12 protein-coding genes are annotated in these 16,737 nt (G+C 36.1%); 2 read left to right on the top strand and 10 right to left on the bottom strand.

The window, feature by feature from the left end; all coding sequences use genetic code 11:
- Positions 1-199 precede the first annotated feature (199 nt).
- The gene (locus tag AC3RV6_RS04055) at positions 200-907 is read left to right on the top strand and encodes a hypothetical protein (protein ID WP_489748176.1); all 708 of its coding nucleotides are present in this window, start codon (positions 200-202) and stop codon (positions 905-907) included.
- 55 nt (positions 908-962) lie between these two features.
- Here the strand turns inward: AC3RV6_RS04055 and AC3RV6_RS04050 are convergent, their stop codons facing one another.
- The 10 genes from AC3RV6_RS04050 to AC3RV6_RS04005 form a co-directional block, all read right to left on the bottom strand.
- Entirely contained in the window at positions 963-1,403 is a 441-nt protein-coding gene (locus AC3RV6_RS04050) for a MarR family winged helix-turn-helix transcriptional regulator (RefSeq protein WP_489748175.1), read from the bottom strand.
- Positions 1,404-1,502: 99 nt separating this feature from the next.
- Positions 1,503-2,945, bottom strand: a complete 1,443-nt coding sequence (locus AC3RV6_RS04045) for an ATP-binding protein (protein ID WP_489748174.1) — start codon at positions 2,943-2,945, stop codon at positions 1,503-1,505.
- 407 nt (positions 2,946-3,352) lie between these two features.
- Positions 3,353-4,702, bottom strand: coding sequence for a TrkH family potassium uptake protein (locus AC3RV6_RS04040; protein WP_489749185.1), 1,350 nt, complete (start codon positions 4,700-4,702; stop codon positions 3,353-3,355).
- A 37-nt stretch (positions 4,703-4,739) separates the two neighbouring features.
- Complete coding sequence (locus AC3RV6_RS04035) at positions 4,740-5,507, bottom strand: TerC family protein (RefSeq protein ID WP_489748173.1); 768 nt, start codon at positions 5,505-5,507, stop codon at positions 4,740-4,742.
- A gap of 236 nt (positions 5,508-5,743) precedes the next feature.
- Positions 5,744-6,832 (bottom strand): SDR family oxidoreductase, encoded by a 1,089-nt coding sequence (locus tag AC3RV6_RS04030; RefSeq protein ID WP_489748172.1) that lies wholly within the window; start codon positions 6,830-6,832, stop codon positions 5,744-5,746.
- A gap of 291 nt (positions 6,833-7,123) precedes the next feature.
- Positions 7,124-10,189 (bottom strand): efflux RND transporter permease subunit, encoded by a 3,066-nt coding sequence (locus tag AC3RV6_RS04025; RefSeq protein WP_489748171.1) that lies wholly within the window; start codon positions 10,187-10,189, stop codon positions 7,124-7,126.
- A gap of 163 nt (positions 10,190-10,352) precedes the next feature.
- Entirely contained in the window at positions 10,353-11,927 is a 1,575-nt protein-coding gene (locus AC3RV6_RS04020) for a peptide chain release factor 3 (RefSeq protein WP_489748170.1), read from the bottom strand.
- A gap of 137 nt (positions 11,928-12,064) precedes the next feature.
- Positions 12,065-13,549, bottom strand: coding sequence for a UDP-N-acetylmuramoyl-L-alanyl-D-glutamate--2,6-diaminopimelate ligase (locus tag AC3RV6_RS04015; protein ID WP_489748169.1), 1,485 nt, complete (start codon positions 13,547-13,549; stop codon positions 12,065-12,067).
- A 14-nt stretch (positions 13,550-13,563) separates the two neighbouring features.
- The gene (locus AC3RV6_RS04010) at positions 13,564-14,613 is read right to left on the bottom strand and encodes a M42 family metallopeptidase (protein ID WP_489749184.1); all 1,050 of its coding nucleotides are present in this window, start codon (positions 14,611-14,613) and stop codon (positions 13,564-13,566) included.
- A gap of 66 nt (positions 14,614-14,679) precedes the next feature.
- A complete protein-coding gene (locus tag AC3RV6_RS04005; RefSeq protein ID WP_489748168.1) occupies positions 14,680-16,068 on the bottom strand; it encodes an aldehyde dehydrogenase in 1,389 nt (462 codons plus the stop codon).
- Positions 16,069-16,560: 492 nt separating this feature from the next.
- On the opposite strand from AC3RV6_RS04005, the gene AC3RV6_RS04000 reads away from it, so the two are divergent.
- On the top strand, positions 16,561-16,707 hold the full coding sequence (locus AC3RV6_RS04000) for a hypothetical protein (protein ID WP_489748167.1): 147 nt from the start codon (positions 16,561-16,563) through the stop codon (positions 16,705-16,707).
- Positions 16,708-16,737 lie beyond the last annotated feature (30 nt).

Raw genomic sequence — 16,737 nt, 5'->3', positions numbered from 1 at the left:
AAAATCTACCATCGATAGATTTTACTTAATTCAGTTTACCAGTGTTAATAGTTCATTCTTTCACATTTTTAAAATAGTACATTACAGGAAAAGATATATAAAACCTTTACCTATTTCATCTTTTAAGGCAAAATAGAAGGAGACAAGATGAAACTTTTAATCTACTAGGTTCGTCTGTTTATCTTAAGGAGGAGTTATTATGAAGAACAAATTACGCTTACTTTACCTAATTTCCGTCTTAGCACTAGTCCTGGCAGCGTGTGGTACGAGCGATACCGAAAAAAGCGACCCAGCCCCAGAGGATGATACAACAGTAACAGAAGTTAATGACAACAGTGAAGTAAATGATAAAACACCGTCAGAAACTGAGACCCAAACAGAGGAACCTATTGAAGATAATGAAGTTGTTTCAGGTACAGAAGATATTGAAATTGATAAAGAACCAACTGAAACAGATACAGAAATAGACATTACAGCAGAAACGACACTTGTCGATAGCGATGAACAGGCATTTTCAATAAATGTCCTGCCTAACTATAAACTTTCTAGCGAAGAACCAGGAAGAGACATTTTATATTTAGAATCCGATGATTCTGTTTTCATGAGAGTTGAGACAATGGAAGCAGAAGAAGGTACTTATGATTATTTAGCTGAAAATATGTTAGTTGTACTCGAAGCTTCTGGTAATGGAGAGAAACCTGTAGAAGTTACAAATGTAGATTTACTTCCTTCAAACGAAGCGCTAGAAAATGTCCAAGTCTATCAAATTAGTACTAATGATGCCCCCGTGACAGGTATATTATTCAAAAAGGACAATTTAATCGTTCGACTTACAATTTTCGATTCTGTAAAATCTGAGTATTATAGTGATTTTCTTCATATGGGTGAAACAGTTACTAGTAAATAATTTAACTACAACGAAAAAGCGGTCCTCTGATCAAACCCAGAGGTACCGCTTTTTTTTATGAAAGATCCTTTACAGACAATCCAAGCTTACGAAGTAATTCAATTGCCGCATCCTGCTCGTTTGAATTTAATTCTGACATAAGCATTTCTATATTTTCAGCATGCTTAGGAAAAATTGATTGTATTAAATCCTTGCCCAGTTCTGTAATCGAGATATATGTGATGCGTTTATCTTTTGCACAGCAAACCCGTGTCAATAAACCTTTTTTTTCTAACTTATCCACAACATATGTCATAGATCCACTTCCCATTAGGATCTTTTTACCTATTTGCTGAATAGGCTGCTGTCCCCGGTGATAAAGTAGTTCGAGAACGCCAAATTCAGTTGAGTTTAAACCAATATCATCAATTAATTTTTGTGATTCTTCAGCGATTACTTTACTAGCACGCGTTAAAACGATAAATAGTTTTAACGCGCGTTCTGTATCTTTTTCCATGCTCTATTTCACCCTTATCCATTCGGAGATTGAGTATGATTATAACTGAATTCCAATTAAAACACCAAAGTGGCCATTGATATATTACTTTTAAAGTAATTAAGCCATGAACCCTAATAGCGTTAACTCTTCTTCATCTAATATTTCATTCCCAGCTACTTTAACAGTTGTGGGAAATGTCAAAGTGAACTTCGTACCCTTCCCGACATTACTTTCAACATCAATTGAGCCACCATGATCATTAATCGTATTATAAACAAATGGTAATCCAAAACCATTCCCGTCTGAACGTGTCGTAAAATAAGGACTAAAAATTTGTTTTAAATGTTCTACACTTATACCTTTACCTGTATCTTCAATTGTCGCTATTATTTGAGTCTCATTTTCTTTTTTAATTCCGATAGTAAGTACACCACTGTGCGACATCGATTCCATAGCATTTTTTATTATATTTAAAAGAGCTTGTTTCAGCTTAATTTCATCACCATAAATCAAATCATGTGGGATGTTATTACTTTTCCAATTAATTTCAATACCCTCTAAACTAGCTTTTGGCGTAATAATTTTAGCCATATCCGATAATAGCTTTTGTAATGAAATAAGTCTCCGCTCATTTTTACTTGGTTTCGATAGCACAAGCATTTCACTTAATATAGATTCCATTCGATTTATTTCATCATCAATTACGTTTAAATATCTAATTGTTTCCCCATCTGCAGAAATCTTTAATAGTTGTGTAAACCCCTTCAAAGTAGTTAAAGGATTTCTAATTTCATGAGCAATACTTGCTGCTAATTCACCTACAGACGATAATGAATTTGAATGCGACAACTTATCTTCTAGTGTTATTTCATGTGTTCGGTCTATTACTCTTGTTATAAAAGTACACGTTTCATCATCGTACTCTGTCGAAAAAAAGTAATACCGGAAGCTCTCGTCTTCTTTTTCATAACGCACTAAACTACTAGAACTTCCATTGACAAGAGCCAACTCCATATATTTCTGGAACTTTTCAGGTGTACTAGAAAACAAATTTATAAATTCCGTCATTTTTTTCCCAATAAAGAAATCGGGTGATAAATCGAAAAACCTTCGCGATGAATCATTAACATCACGTATAACGCCATCTTGATCCGCAAGTATCATTAATATTCCTGCAGTATGAAATGCATTTGAATAAACATTTTTAGGTTCTTCATAGCTCTTTTTTATTTCTTTAAAGTAAACAGCAAAGTATGAAGTAGTATTACAGTAAATTACAATTAGTTTCATATGCGTAACTTGTTGAATGTTTAAGCGTAATTTTATTTCAAAATCAATATTTTTATTTTTCTCGGCAAGTCTGGCATATTCGCACCACATATCCAATCTGTTATCTTTGGATAAATCCTGAATTCTACCTAATCTTTGCATCTCAAATTTTTTGCGAAAGGCATCGTTTAATTGGACGACAGTTCCGTCTTTGTTTAAAATAGCCAATGGTTTATTGGTACTTCTGAAAATATGATCATAATTAAATGCTGTAATTTCTTCAAACTTCATGTTTATTCCTCCTGTTCCTATCTATAAACAGTATGAAAAACAATTCCAATTCATTCTTATTTAAAATCTTCATGAAATGTATCTTCAATTCAGATTATTACATACAAAACAAAATTTTAACATAGGTAATTAGTTCTACAGAATAAAATTTTCCCACTAATCAAAAAATTAGGTTATAAATAAGCAATATTAATATCACTATAAAAAGATAGTGATATTAAAAAAAATCACTTTAATCCAATTAAGATTAAAGTGATTTTCAGTTATAAGTCTTAAATTACGTTGTTTTCATAAAACAACATAAGGAACCTTCACTATTTTGAAATAGTGAAATTCCCTTTTATTATTCTTTCTACTGTGTTTTCATTTAAAAATATCAGGAGTAAAGACCTTTCATTCTTTTAAATTCAACCAATTATGACACGTTCTTTCGGAAAATGATAAGGCGACTTTTTCGTTTTCCCACCAAGTGTATACAAGAATGAAATAAGCCCCACGCGACCGATGAACATAAGCACCATTAAAACAACTTTTCCAACAACGGAAAGATCTGACGTAATACCAAGGGACATTCCGCAAGTACCAAACGCAGAGGTAATTTCGAATAGTAACGCAACAACAGACACATTTGGTTCTGTAATGATAAGTAAAATCAAAGCAACAAAAACCATCATAGTTGCCACTATAATGACTGCATAGGAACGAAATACATCAATTACTTTTATTTGTCTATTAAAAATATGAATGACTTCATTTCCTCTAGCAAAATTAATAAGGAATAAAATAGCTATCGCTACGGTAGTTGTCCTAATTCCACCTCCAACAGAACTTGGAGAAGCGCCAATAAACATAAGCAAACTAATGAAAATATCTGTCGCATCACTAAACTGCGTTATATCGAATGTTGTTAGCCCTCCAGATCTCGAAGATACGGAATGAAATAGCGATGTGAAAACTTTTTCATGCCAAGCCATTCCTTTAAATGAATTTACTGACTCCAAAATAAAAATCATAATAGCCCCAAATGCGAGTAGTATCCCAAAGGTTGCGGTAGTAATCTTTGTAAAAAGCGAAAAGCGGAAATGTTTATTCTTTTTCGATAAAAAGCTCTTCACTTCTATTAACACAGGAAATCCAATCGCACCTAAAATAATTAAAATCATTGTTACTATTTGAATAAAATAATCGTCGAAATAAGGACGAAGTGATTCCCCTGTCAGGTCGAATCCTGTGTTTGTCGTAGCGGATACTGACATAAATACACCATGTAGTAATGCTTCCCAAAAAGAATCATAAAACCTCATAATATAGGCGGTAAATAATAACCCGCCCACCAATTCAATGATGAAAATTAAAGATACTATTTGCCTTATTAATTGGACAACGCCGGCAACACTATACTGGTTGTGATCAACCATTATAAGTTGCCTTTCACGCATACCAATTCTTTTTTTCATAATGAGCCAGAAAAATGTACCCATCGACATAATGCCGATACCGCCAATTTGTAAAACAAGCATAATCATTACGACACCAAATGCTGAATACGTTTCTGAAATATTAATGGATGTTAATCCCGTAACACTAACGGCACTAACCGCTGTAAATAGACTATCTATAAAAGATACTTTAACACCAGGCTTATAAACTCCTGGTAAGTTTAATATTAAAAATGATGATGATATAGCAAGGAAATAATAAAATACAATGATTTGAGCAGGAGTGAATTTCCTCAAACTTTCACGATTAAATTTAATTAGATACGACTCCCTTCATCACAGGAAATTAATTTCCTTACTTTGCCGATTTGTTATTCTTATGATCTTTCCGTACCCCAGAGAAATAACCGTTAAGACCAATAAACACTAAGACAATCCAGAACGTCGCATTCCATAATGTTGAATGAGGGAAGCCAGGATCTAGCACTTGTATTTCAGGATGAGCAAGTGTCATGACAAGTAACTTCACGCCTACCCAACCTACAATAAGAAAGGCTGCTGTTTCGAGTGATGGATACTTTTCCAATACAACAACAAACTGTCTAGCTGCAAATCTCATGATTACCAAACCGATGATACCACCTAAAAGCATTACAGTAAATTGACCTCCGTTAATGCCACCGATTTCGAAATCCCCTAATTCAGGAAGCGTAACAGCGAGCGCTACTGCAGCTAACATTGAATCAAGTGCAAATGCGATATCCGCAAGTTCCACTTTCACAACCGTCATCCAAAAACCAGACTTTTTTCGCGCTTTTAAATCAATCTCATTATTCTCGTGCTTTCGTTGATCAATGATACTTTTTATAGAAATAAACAGTAGATATGCTGCACCTAATGCCTGAATCCACCACATATTAACAAGAAAAGTAATCATAAACAATGCAGCAAAACGGAAAACAAAAGCCCCTAATAATCCGTAAAATAATGCTTTCTTCTGTTCAAGTCGGGGTAAATGTTTGACCATAACAGCCATTACCACCGCATTATCTGCCGCTAATAGTCCTTCTAATACGATTAACACAACGAGCACCCATGCATATTGTAACAAAATTGCTTCCAATGTAATTCCCCCTATAAGTAAATATAAAAAGACCCTCACCTAATAAATAGGCAAAGGTCTCGCTAAGACGGAATTTATGTTACAAATTTCGGCTATCATAACCGGTGGCAAAACCACGTATTGACGACTATGAAATAGGTTTCCCTAAAGCTACTCCCCTTCGACAACTGTCAAAAGTTATTAAGTTAACGGTCTTTTAAGTTAGTATACCATTTAATATGCGAAAGTAAACATATTTATTCAATTGTAACGTGAAATTCTGCATTATTTTTATGGTCATTATAGAAATAAGCCATTGTCGGAATTGAAGTAATAAAATCTGCACATTTAATATCGCTATTTTTTAATAATCGTTCAGCAACTGTTGTATCAAAAGTTGCATTCCAAGTTAAATAATCGAGTGTCTCAGCTTCCACGCCTAGTTTCCGCCTTAGGATTTTAAATGATAGACCTATTTCTGCTAATGATTTTGGCAACCTTCCCTTCGGTTCATTACCAGTTAATTCAATAACCATTGCTCGATAAACTTCTTCAATACCATGAGGTGAAGGATCCGTTAAATGGACAGTAGATCCAGCAGCTTCTTGATGATCTGACAAATAAATAGCCGCTTCAATAATATAATCAATCGGAACCACATTAATTTTCGCTTTAGACCTTCCAACATATGGTATGAAAGGTAGCCATTTTAGTCGATCAATCAAATTCATAAAAAAGTAAGGTCCATCAAATTTAATTGTTCCACCTGTTTTAGAATGTCCGCGCACAATGCCAGGTCGAATAATTGTGACTGGTACCATTCCTTTTAATTGTTCAATGACTAGCTCCGCCTCATACTTTGTTTCCTCATAATGATTTTTAAACGCTTTTGGACGAATTAATTCGGTTTCAAGCAAATTTCCTTCACGCGTTCCTGCAACATAAGCTGTACTAAAATACATTAAACGTTCAATTGATGGATGACTTCCAATAAAATCACTTACCCTTTTTGTTCCATCCACATTTACTTTCCAAGCAATCTCCTCCTTTACAGCGAGATCATAGATAGCTGCAAGATGCCATACGACAAGTGATTCCTTTTCTAATATAGCAAGCATGTCGGAATCCAGGCCAAGATTTGGAAGTGTAATATCCCCACAAATTACTACTAACTGTATATCGGATTCTAATTCTGCATTTATTGCCGCAGCACGAGTTTTAGCCAACTCTATTTGTGAAGCTTGAACGAGTGTGTAAAATTTCTTAACGTGCCCTTTTTTTATTAACCCTTTTATTAGTTCAGTCGTTATAAATCCAGGAAAACCAGTAAAGAAATGAGTTTTCATGAAATCCCCCCTTTTCGTTATTATATCAACCTATTTTTATTTTACTATAGCAATTATCAGAATAAACTACTACACAACGAGAGCAACGTGCATTGATTCAAGATTAAATTATAAAATCACTTGAATCAATTTCATAATGACCTTAATCTGCTACAACGACGCAATATATAGTTTGAGAACGCTTCAACTCAACTATATATTGTAGTGGAGTAGAAATAAAACCCAATTATGAAATTGATTGACTTATATTAAATATAAAAAGAACCTCCTGAGAAAAAAGGAGGTCCAACATTATTTCTTAGGTACTGCTCTGCGCATCGTTTGTCGATCAAATAGACTGTATATGACAGGTACTACATACAATGTTAAGAACGTTGAACTTATGAGGCCGCCAATAACTGCTATCCCCATTGGTTGGTTCATTTCCGTTCCTTCTCCAATTCCTAATGCTAGTGGTAACAACCCAAGAATTGTTGTCAACGCCGTCATTAGTATTGGACGAACTCGGTCTTTAACAGAAGTGATAATCGCGTCATACGAACCCATACCAGCTTCTTTCCGTTGATTAATATAATCAACAAGAACAATTCCATTATTTACGACTATCCCAACGAGGACGAGTAACCCAATAACAGCCGTTACACTAATTGGCGTACTCGTTACAAATAGCCCAACTGACACTCCAATAATCATTAATGGAACAGAGAACATAATTACAAACGGATACTTAAACGATTCAAATTGCGCCGCCATAACAATATAAACCAGTACTACCGCCAATAAAATTGCCATCAACATATCATTAATTGCACTTTCGAAAAGTTCACGATCTCCGCCAAATGACACTTCGACTTCATCTGGAAACTTAAGTTTATCAATTAAATCATTGACCTTTGTCGTCATTTGACCCAGTGACTCTGTCGATACATACTTCACATTAAACGTTACAGAATGTGTCTGATCAACTCGTTGAATTGTCACTGGACCTTCAGCAATACTCACTTTTGCTACATCACTTAATGCAACAAAAGTACCCGTCTGCGTACGTAATTTCAACTTTTTCAATTGTTCAATGCTATTACGATACTTTTCATCGTACTGCACATTGACAGCATAAACTTCATTATTTTCTCCAATAATTTGTGTAGCAAATGATCCACGTGTTATATTATTGACCGTTTGAGCAATCTCATAAGGAACAATTCCTTTTTCAGATGCCTGTTTCCGATTCACTTCAATACGAATTTCTTCTACTGTATCTTGAAGTGTGTTTGAAACTTCTGTCACAGAATCAAGCTTGCCTAACTTTTCATTCAACTTTGTTACAGCTTCATCTAAACGCTGCTCATCCGTATCATTTAAGGAAAATGTCAATACATTCGGACTTGACCCTGATGCCGTTTGCAAGTCAAAACTTACTTTGGCATCTTCGCCAACCGCCTTCAACACCTTCGGCTGAACTTTATCAACAAACTCAAAAACTGAACGATCTCGATCTGCTAACGGAACAAGTTTCACATACATTTCTGCAACATTGGCCTCAGATGATCCTTGCGCCAAACTTTGCTGCGTTCCACCAACCAAACTTACATAAACTTCAACATCTTTTTCTTTTTTCAGCTGAGTTTCTATGCGCTTCACAACATCATCTGTCGCTGATGGTGAAGAACCGTTCGGCAAATTTACTGCTATACTAAAAAAACCTTCATCCGTTGCAGGTAAAAATTCCGTTCCCACTTTAAATAACCCGAAACCACTAAAGACAATCATCACAGTCGTTATTAATAATACAATGACTCTATGTTTTAATGACCATTTTACCGAACGCTCAAAACGATTTAACGTTTTTGAACGACGCCTTCTTGCTTCTACATTACGTCGCGGCTTTTTCAACATACGGCTTGCCATCATAGGAACAACCGTCAAAGCAACAACTAGTGAGGCAAATAAACTGAATGATATCGTCAGTGCGAATTCAGTAAAAATTTCTCCTATCAAACCACTGATAAAAATAACTGGAACAAAAACAGCTAAGGTCGTTAATGTAGAAGCGATAATTGCGCCGCCAACTTCTTTTGAACCTTCAGAGGCAGCTTGTTTTGGATCTTTTCCCATCGATAGATGTCGTTCTATATTTTCAATAACAACAATTGCATTATCTACAAGCATACCAATCCCTAAAGCAAGTGCCCCAAGCGTCATAATGTTAAGCGAGAAATTTGCAAAATACATTAGAACAAAAGTAACAATAACTGAATATGGAATTGCAACACCGATAATTAAAGGGCTTTTTATACCTCTTAAAAAGAAGAATAAGACAAGCATCGCAAAAATTCCACCCAAGATGAGTGACTGTCCAATATTACTAATCGCAAGCTTTACATAGTCCCCTTGGTCAAATAATATATCTGACTCGACACCTTTAAATTGCTCCTCTTCTAAAAGGTTATCTAGCGCATCCTTAAACGACGTTGAGACATCCGCAGTGTTTGCACCTGATTCTTGCAGCACAGACATAAGAACGGCTTTCTCTTCATTTGCACGTGTTTCTGTTGTAGATACAGCTTCAGCAAGCGCAACTTTCGCAACATCCTTCACTTTAACCTGATTACCAGTAACGGGATTCACAGCAACATTCAGTTCACTAATATCTTCTACAGACGTTAATAAACTGATGATTCGAGTCGTCAATTGCTTTCCATCATCAGTTTCAATCGGTTCACCAGGCATGGACACATTACTTGCCTGAATAAGTTGAACGATATCTGCTTGTGAAAGTCCAAATTCAACAAGTTTTTTTTCATCTAAAGTAATTTGTACTTCTTCCGTTAACTGACCTGAAACAGTGACACTTGCGACACCTTTTGTTCTGCGTAATTCTTGCTCCAACTCTTCAGCAATGACACGAATATCTACATCAGGATTTGTCGCTCTCAGCGATAGCTGAATTACTGGAAATTGTGACGGATCAAATTTTAAAAACCGGGGTTTATTTGCACCCTCTGGTACAGGAACTTGATCCACACGTTGCATAATATCCATTTGAACATCGTCAATTTTCGTCGACCAATCAAACATTAGAAAAATAAAGTTTGACCCTTCTGCAGAGGAAGATTGAATGGTTTTTAAACCAGGCGTTGTGGATAAACTATCTTCGAGTGGTTTTGTAATCTTTTCGCTTACTTCCGTTGGTGATGCACCAGGATAGCTTGTCACAACCACAGCCACAGGTGGATTTAGTTCTGGAATTAGCGTAACAGGAATACGAAAAAAAGACACCGCTCCTAATATAATTACAAGAAACATTGTAACAATTGTAAATACAGGTCTTCTTATAGAAAAATCACTTATTTTCATATTTTCTCCCTTTCTTCTAAAGTATTGAATTATTCTCATCATAATGAAAACAACTACTTACTTCAAATTAGAGGTACGATTTACAACTAATTTCGCACGACTGTCACATAATGGAAATAATAAAACCTGATCAGACGACCAATTCGTCCAACCAGGTTCAATCTTACAATAGGTTATATAAGTTAATAGTAGGATGTTTATCATGGAACCATCGCATTGCAAAGTCATTTTCGAATAAAAAGACAAATTTATCATGTCGATCCTTAACGAGCATTGCCCGTTGGCCAGCCATCGATTCTTTGACATCTTCTTCATTTTCAATCCAGCGCGCTACTTTCGAGCCAAGATACTCCATTTTGACCTCAACATTGTATTCATGTTTCATACGATGCTCAAAGACTTCAAATTGTAGTTGACCCACTGCACCTAAAAGGACATCTTCAGTATGAAGTGTTCGATAATACTGAATAGCACCTTCTTGAACAAGTTGCAATATACCTTTGTGGAAATGCTTTGACTTCATAACGTTTTTAGCTGTTACACGCACAAATAATTCAGGTGTAAACTGTGGTAATGCATCAAATGTGAAATTAGATTTCCCGCCAATAATCGTATCTCCAATTTGATAATTCCCTGTATCATGAATACCAATAATATCTCCAGCAACTGCTTCGTTCACGATTTCACGGTCATCTGCAAGAAATTGCGTCGTTTGAGTTAGTTTAAATGTTCTTGAAATCCTCGGTACTGTTACGGTCATCCCACGCTCAAATGATCCTGAGACGATTCGAACAAAAGCAATCCGATCTCGGTGAGCAGGGTTCATATTAGCTTGGATTTTGAAAATAAATCCTGAAAACTCTTCCGACTGTGGACTGATTAAGACTTCATCTTTCGTCAACCGAGGTTGTGGTGGAGGTGAAAATTGTAAGAATGTTTCTAGAAAAGTTTGTACACCAAAATTAGTTAATGCACTTCCGAAAAATACAGGCGTTAGTTCACCTTTAGCAATAAGCTCTTCATCAAAATCATTTCCGGCTTCATTTAAAAGGAGGACATCTTCCAATGCTTGTTTATAATAACTTGTTTTTTCCATTGAATGCGGTTCTGCAAGTCCTCCTGCATCATTTAATTCTATAAAACGATTGTCATTTTCAGGCTTCACCGGCTCAACACGTTTATTAAAACGATCATAGATGCCGTAGAATTCTTTCCCCATACCGATTGGCCAGTTCATCGCATAAGATTGAATGCCTAATACCTCTTCTAATTCTTCCATTAAATCCAATGGTTCTTTACCTTGTCTATCCATTTTATTAATAAATGTAAAGATTGGAATACCACGCATCCGACATACTTTAAATAATTTAATTGTCTGTGGTTCAATACCTCGTGCTACGTCAACCATCATTACAGCAGCATCAACTGCCATAAGCGTACGATACGTGTCTTCACTAAAATCATCATGACCTGGTGTATCTAGTATATTTACTCTTTTTCCATCATAATCAAATTGCATGACAGAAGAAGTAACTGATATCCCACGCTGTTTTTCAATTTCCATCCAATCCGATGTCGCAAACTTTCCAGACTTTTTCCCTTTAACCGTTCCAGCATCTCGAATTGCCCCACCGAAATAAAGGAGTTTTTCTGTAATAGTTGTTTTTCCGGCATCCGGATGTGAAATAATGGCAAACGTTCGCCTTGTTGCAATTTTTTCATCTATCGACTTGTTCATAATAAGTAATCTCCTTCTATACTGCTGTTCTAATCATAAAGACATACGGCTCATAATTCAACAATTTTTCTTGTATCATAAAATGAATGCATGAAAAAATAATAAAACTGTCTAACGAACTAGACAGCTTTTAACAATTACTTCTTCACATTGCGTACACCAAACTTTTTCTCCGCTTCTTCTATTGCAATATCTGCATCCGAATGAGGATACTTTGTAGAGCCAATAATTTGATAATCCTCATGTCCCTTGCCTGCGAAAATAATAATATCATCATGCTCTGCAACAGCTATTGCATGTCGAACTGCTTCTTGACGATCACCAATGCAGGCGTATTTTGAATGAGTCATTCCTACTTCAAGCTCACCCAAAATTGTCTCATAAGGTTCATCCCGTGGATCATCTGTTGTCAAAACCACATAATCTGCAACAGAAGCCTTTTGGGCCATAATCGGTCGTTTAATTCGATCCCGATTCCCACCTGTTCCAATGACAAATATTAACTTGTTTTTCTTATAAGGCAGAACCGCAGCAATCGCTTTTTCAATCGCATCTGGTGAATGTGCATAATCAATATACATCGTTAGCGGCAATGCTGTCTCTACTTTCTCCATGCGCCCTTTCACAAAACCGATTTTACTAATATATGTAACAATTGCCGAGGTCTTTAATCCTTTTGCATATACTGCAGCTGTTGCCGCAAGCACATTCAAGACACTAAATTCACCAATTAAATCCATCTTAACTTCAAATTCTCCATCTGGTGCAACTAAAGTAAATGTCGTGCCGTCTGCATTTAATACAATGTTTTTCGCACGAAATGTTGCTTCATTATAAATACCAAAAGTTAAGACCGGAAAACTAGTCTTCTCTAACATACGCATACTCCAAGGATCATCCGCATTGATAACTGCAAACTTCTGACTTTCAAAATCCTGTCCCAGCTGTGCAAAAAGAAGCCCTTTGGCGTCACCGTAATTTTCCATCGTTCCGTGAAAATCCAAGTGATCATGTGTCAAATTAGTAAAAACAGCAATATCAAAAACTGTTCCCGCGAGCCTACCAAGTATAAGTCCATGCGAAGATACTTCCATCGTCATCGTTTGGCAGTCTTCGTTCGCCGCTCGCGAAATCATCGCTTGTGTTGTAAGTGCATCGCCTGTAGTATTATCTGTTTCATATAAAGTACCATCTAAATCAAACCCAATTGTCCCTGAAACAGCTGACTTCTCACCTGCTTCACGGAGAATTGCGTGTATAATCCCACTTACACTTGTCTTACCATTTGTCCCTGTTACACCAATCATCGTCATGCGTTTTGATGGATAATCATAATAGCGTGATGCCAATAAACCAATAGCACGTGATGTGTCTTCAACAGTAATTACAGCGACTTTTTCCAAATCAACCTCTATTGGTTTTGACGCGACAATCACCTGAGCACCACTAGCCACAGCTTTCTCAACATAATCATGGCCATCTACTGTATAACCTTCAATACAAACGAACATTCCGCCTGCAGCGATAGCCCGCGAATCCACCGCAAGATCAGTTATCGAATCCGGTATAGCACCCTCTACTTTTTTAATTGGTAACACTGACAACAATAACTCCGTATTCATCATATTTCCTCCGTTCAATCAATCATCGTAGATTTAACATACACTTCTAATAACTCCGCAGTTGCACGCATCGAATCCATATGCGTTCGTTCAAGCGCATGTGAAGATTCTATGCCAGGACCAAACAGTGCATGCCTTACATCAAAGCCCGCCCGAATTGCAGCAGATGCATCCGATCCATAATACGGATATATATCAAGCTTAAATGGTATATCCTTCTGCTTCGCCAGTCCTACAAGATGTTGCGTTAAGCCATAATTATAAGGTCCACTTGAATCTTTTGCACAAATAGACACAGTATACTCATCAGATGCTTGTCCATCTCCTAAAGCACCCATATCGACAGCGATATACTCAACTGTTTCAATAGGTATATTGGAGTTTCCACCATATCCAATCTCTTCATTATTAGAGATATAAAAATGTGTTGTATTAGGCAATTGAATACCTTCTTCAACAATACCACGAATTAATTCAATCAAAAGAGCAGTACTCGCTTTATCATCTAAGTGACGGGACTTTATAAAACCGCTATCGGAAACCTCAAAACGAGGATTAAACGACACAAAATCTCCTATTTCAACACCAAGTGCCCTCGTTTCATCCGCGTTTTTTACAACTTCATCTATACGAACTTCAATATTGTCCTCACTTCTTTTTGCGCTTCCCGCTTCTTTATAGACATGCACAGAAGTTTGGTGCATCAATATTGTTCCGCTATATTTCTTACCACTGGCTGTATGAATCGAACAATATTCACCTTCTACAGCATCCCATTTAAAACCGCCAATCATCGACAATTTTAAGCGGCCATCACTTTTAACTTCTTTTACCATTGCGCCTAATGTATCTACATGCGCAGTTAATAAACGATGTCTCTTTGTTTCAGCACCTTGTATCGTTGCAATGACTGCTCCCTTATTTGTTGTAATAAAAGGAACGCCAATACTTTCAAATTCTTTTTTTATAATAGCTAGAACATCAGCAGTGTAGCCAGACGGACTCGGCGTTTCAACTAACTTCTGTAAAACTTCAATTATTCGCTTTTGATTAAACATATTCATCACAATCCTTTTCTTCTATATAGTATACTTTTTTTGACCTATAAATGAAAAGAAAAACCGCCTCCATTATCGGATAAGCGGTTTTACTAATTTCAATTTGTTGTCATAAGGTGGAAATACAAGTTTCATCGGAATCTTCGTACTTCGTTTCATAATTGACTTAGCATGCGTAAAGACATTAAAACTATCCTTACCGTGATAAGCATTTATTCCTGAAGTTCCAACACCGCCAAATGGCAGATTCGTATTGCCTACATGAGATATAGTATCGTTTATGCATCCGCCACCAAATGTTAAACTTTCTAAGAAGTAATCTGCAGCTTGCTCATTTTCAGTAAACATGTATGCAGACAAAGGTTTCGGCAATTTACGCACTTGATGAATCACTTCTCCTAAGTTGTCGTAAGTCAATATCGGTAAAAGTGGTCCAAATATTTCATCTTCCATTAATGCACTATCCCAGTCCAAACCAGCAAACAAAGTTGGCTCAATGTATAAGTTATCTCGGTCAGCATTGCCTCCATTTACAATATACTGCTGGTCTTTGTCCATCATATTGACTAATCGATCAAATTGACGAGAATTTATAATTCTTCCGTAATCAGGACTTTTCGCAATGTCTTTACCATAAAACTTTTTAATCGTTGCAATCATTCTTTTGATTAATTCATCCTTAACTGAAGTATGCACAAGTACATAATCAGGCGCTACACAAGTTTGTCCGGTATTCAGGTATTTTCCCCAAACAATTCTTTCTGCAGCATTCGTTAAATTCGCTGTTGGATCAACAATTGCAGGACTCTTCCCGCCTAGTTCTAGCGTCACCGGCGTCAATTTATCTGCAGCTGCGCGCATAATTACTTTACCTACGGCAACACTACCTGTGAAGAAAATATAATCAAAGGAAGCATTGATAAGCGCAGTCGTCTCTTCTTTTTCTCCCTCTACTACTCGTACAAACTCTGGTGTAAATGTACTGGATAAAATCTTACGCACGACCGCTAAAGTATGAACGGCTGATTCAGACGGCTTTACAATTGCACAATTCCCACCAACAATCGCGCCGACGAGCGGTTCCATCACTAATTGAAAAGGGTAATTATACGGACCGATAATTAGCACTGAGCCATAAGGTTCGCGAACAATAAAACTTTTTGCAGGTTGTAAATAAATTGGTGTCTTTACGGATTCAGGCGCCATCCACCGATCTACGTTTTTCAACATCTCTGAAATACTTGATATTACAAATCCAATTTCAGTTACATAAGACTCAAATGCGCTTTTTCCTAAGTCTTTGTATAGCGCATCTGTAATCTCATCTTCATGGGCTATAATCGCTTCCCTTAAATTAGTAAGCATTTCTTTTCTAAATGCTGCTTTTTTTGTTTGTCCTGAAAAGTAAAATTCTCGTTGAGAGGCAATCATTGATTCAACATCTTTGGTCGTTAAAGTCATCAATTTTCCTCCATTCTATATATGTACTAATGTTAACTAGATTACTAGAAGAATGCAACGCGTCCAACTTCTATTTAAGTTTTACATATTTCACTACAACTCAGTTTCAAATATACATTACAATATTACATACTTTGAGAAAGTCAACATCTCAAAAGTACCGTTTTTTACGAGTCACTATTTTCCAACCAATTGCGCAGTTTCAAAATAGCTATTTCTCCATATACTATGTTCAACAGCTTAGATATTTTTCATCACGAAATCACTATTATTTATAAGGCGGAATGAATTGACAACTTGTTTTTATTATTAATAAAATAATCCTACTGAAACAATTTACTTTATGAAGTTTTTTAATTTTCAACATGAATCGTGGTTATCTGATAGTTCTCATAGGACTTGCGAATTTTATTAAGCTGTATAGGTTTGTTTTATTTTGACAGGGGTATTTAACTAATTACAAAGATAACTTAGAATAGGGGAGGAAATAAAATGACAGCAACAGGAACTTGGTGGGAAGAAGTTTTCGAGGGACAATTAGCTCACGGCATCAATAAAGAAAGACTTAAAGAATTAGAAGAAGAAAGTTTCCTTTATTTTGAACATGAAGAAGTAAATAATGAACTGTTTCTTTCTTAATATATTATTCAACGGCTCCGGCCTTAATTC

It is taken from the genome of Sporosarcina sp. So3-204 (genome assembly GCF_058068165.1).
Note: the sequence above shows the minus strand (reverse complement) of the source record. Positions and strands in the feature narration are given on the sequence as shown.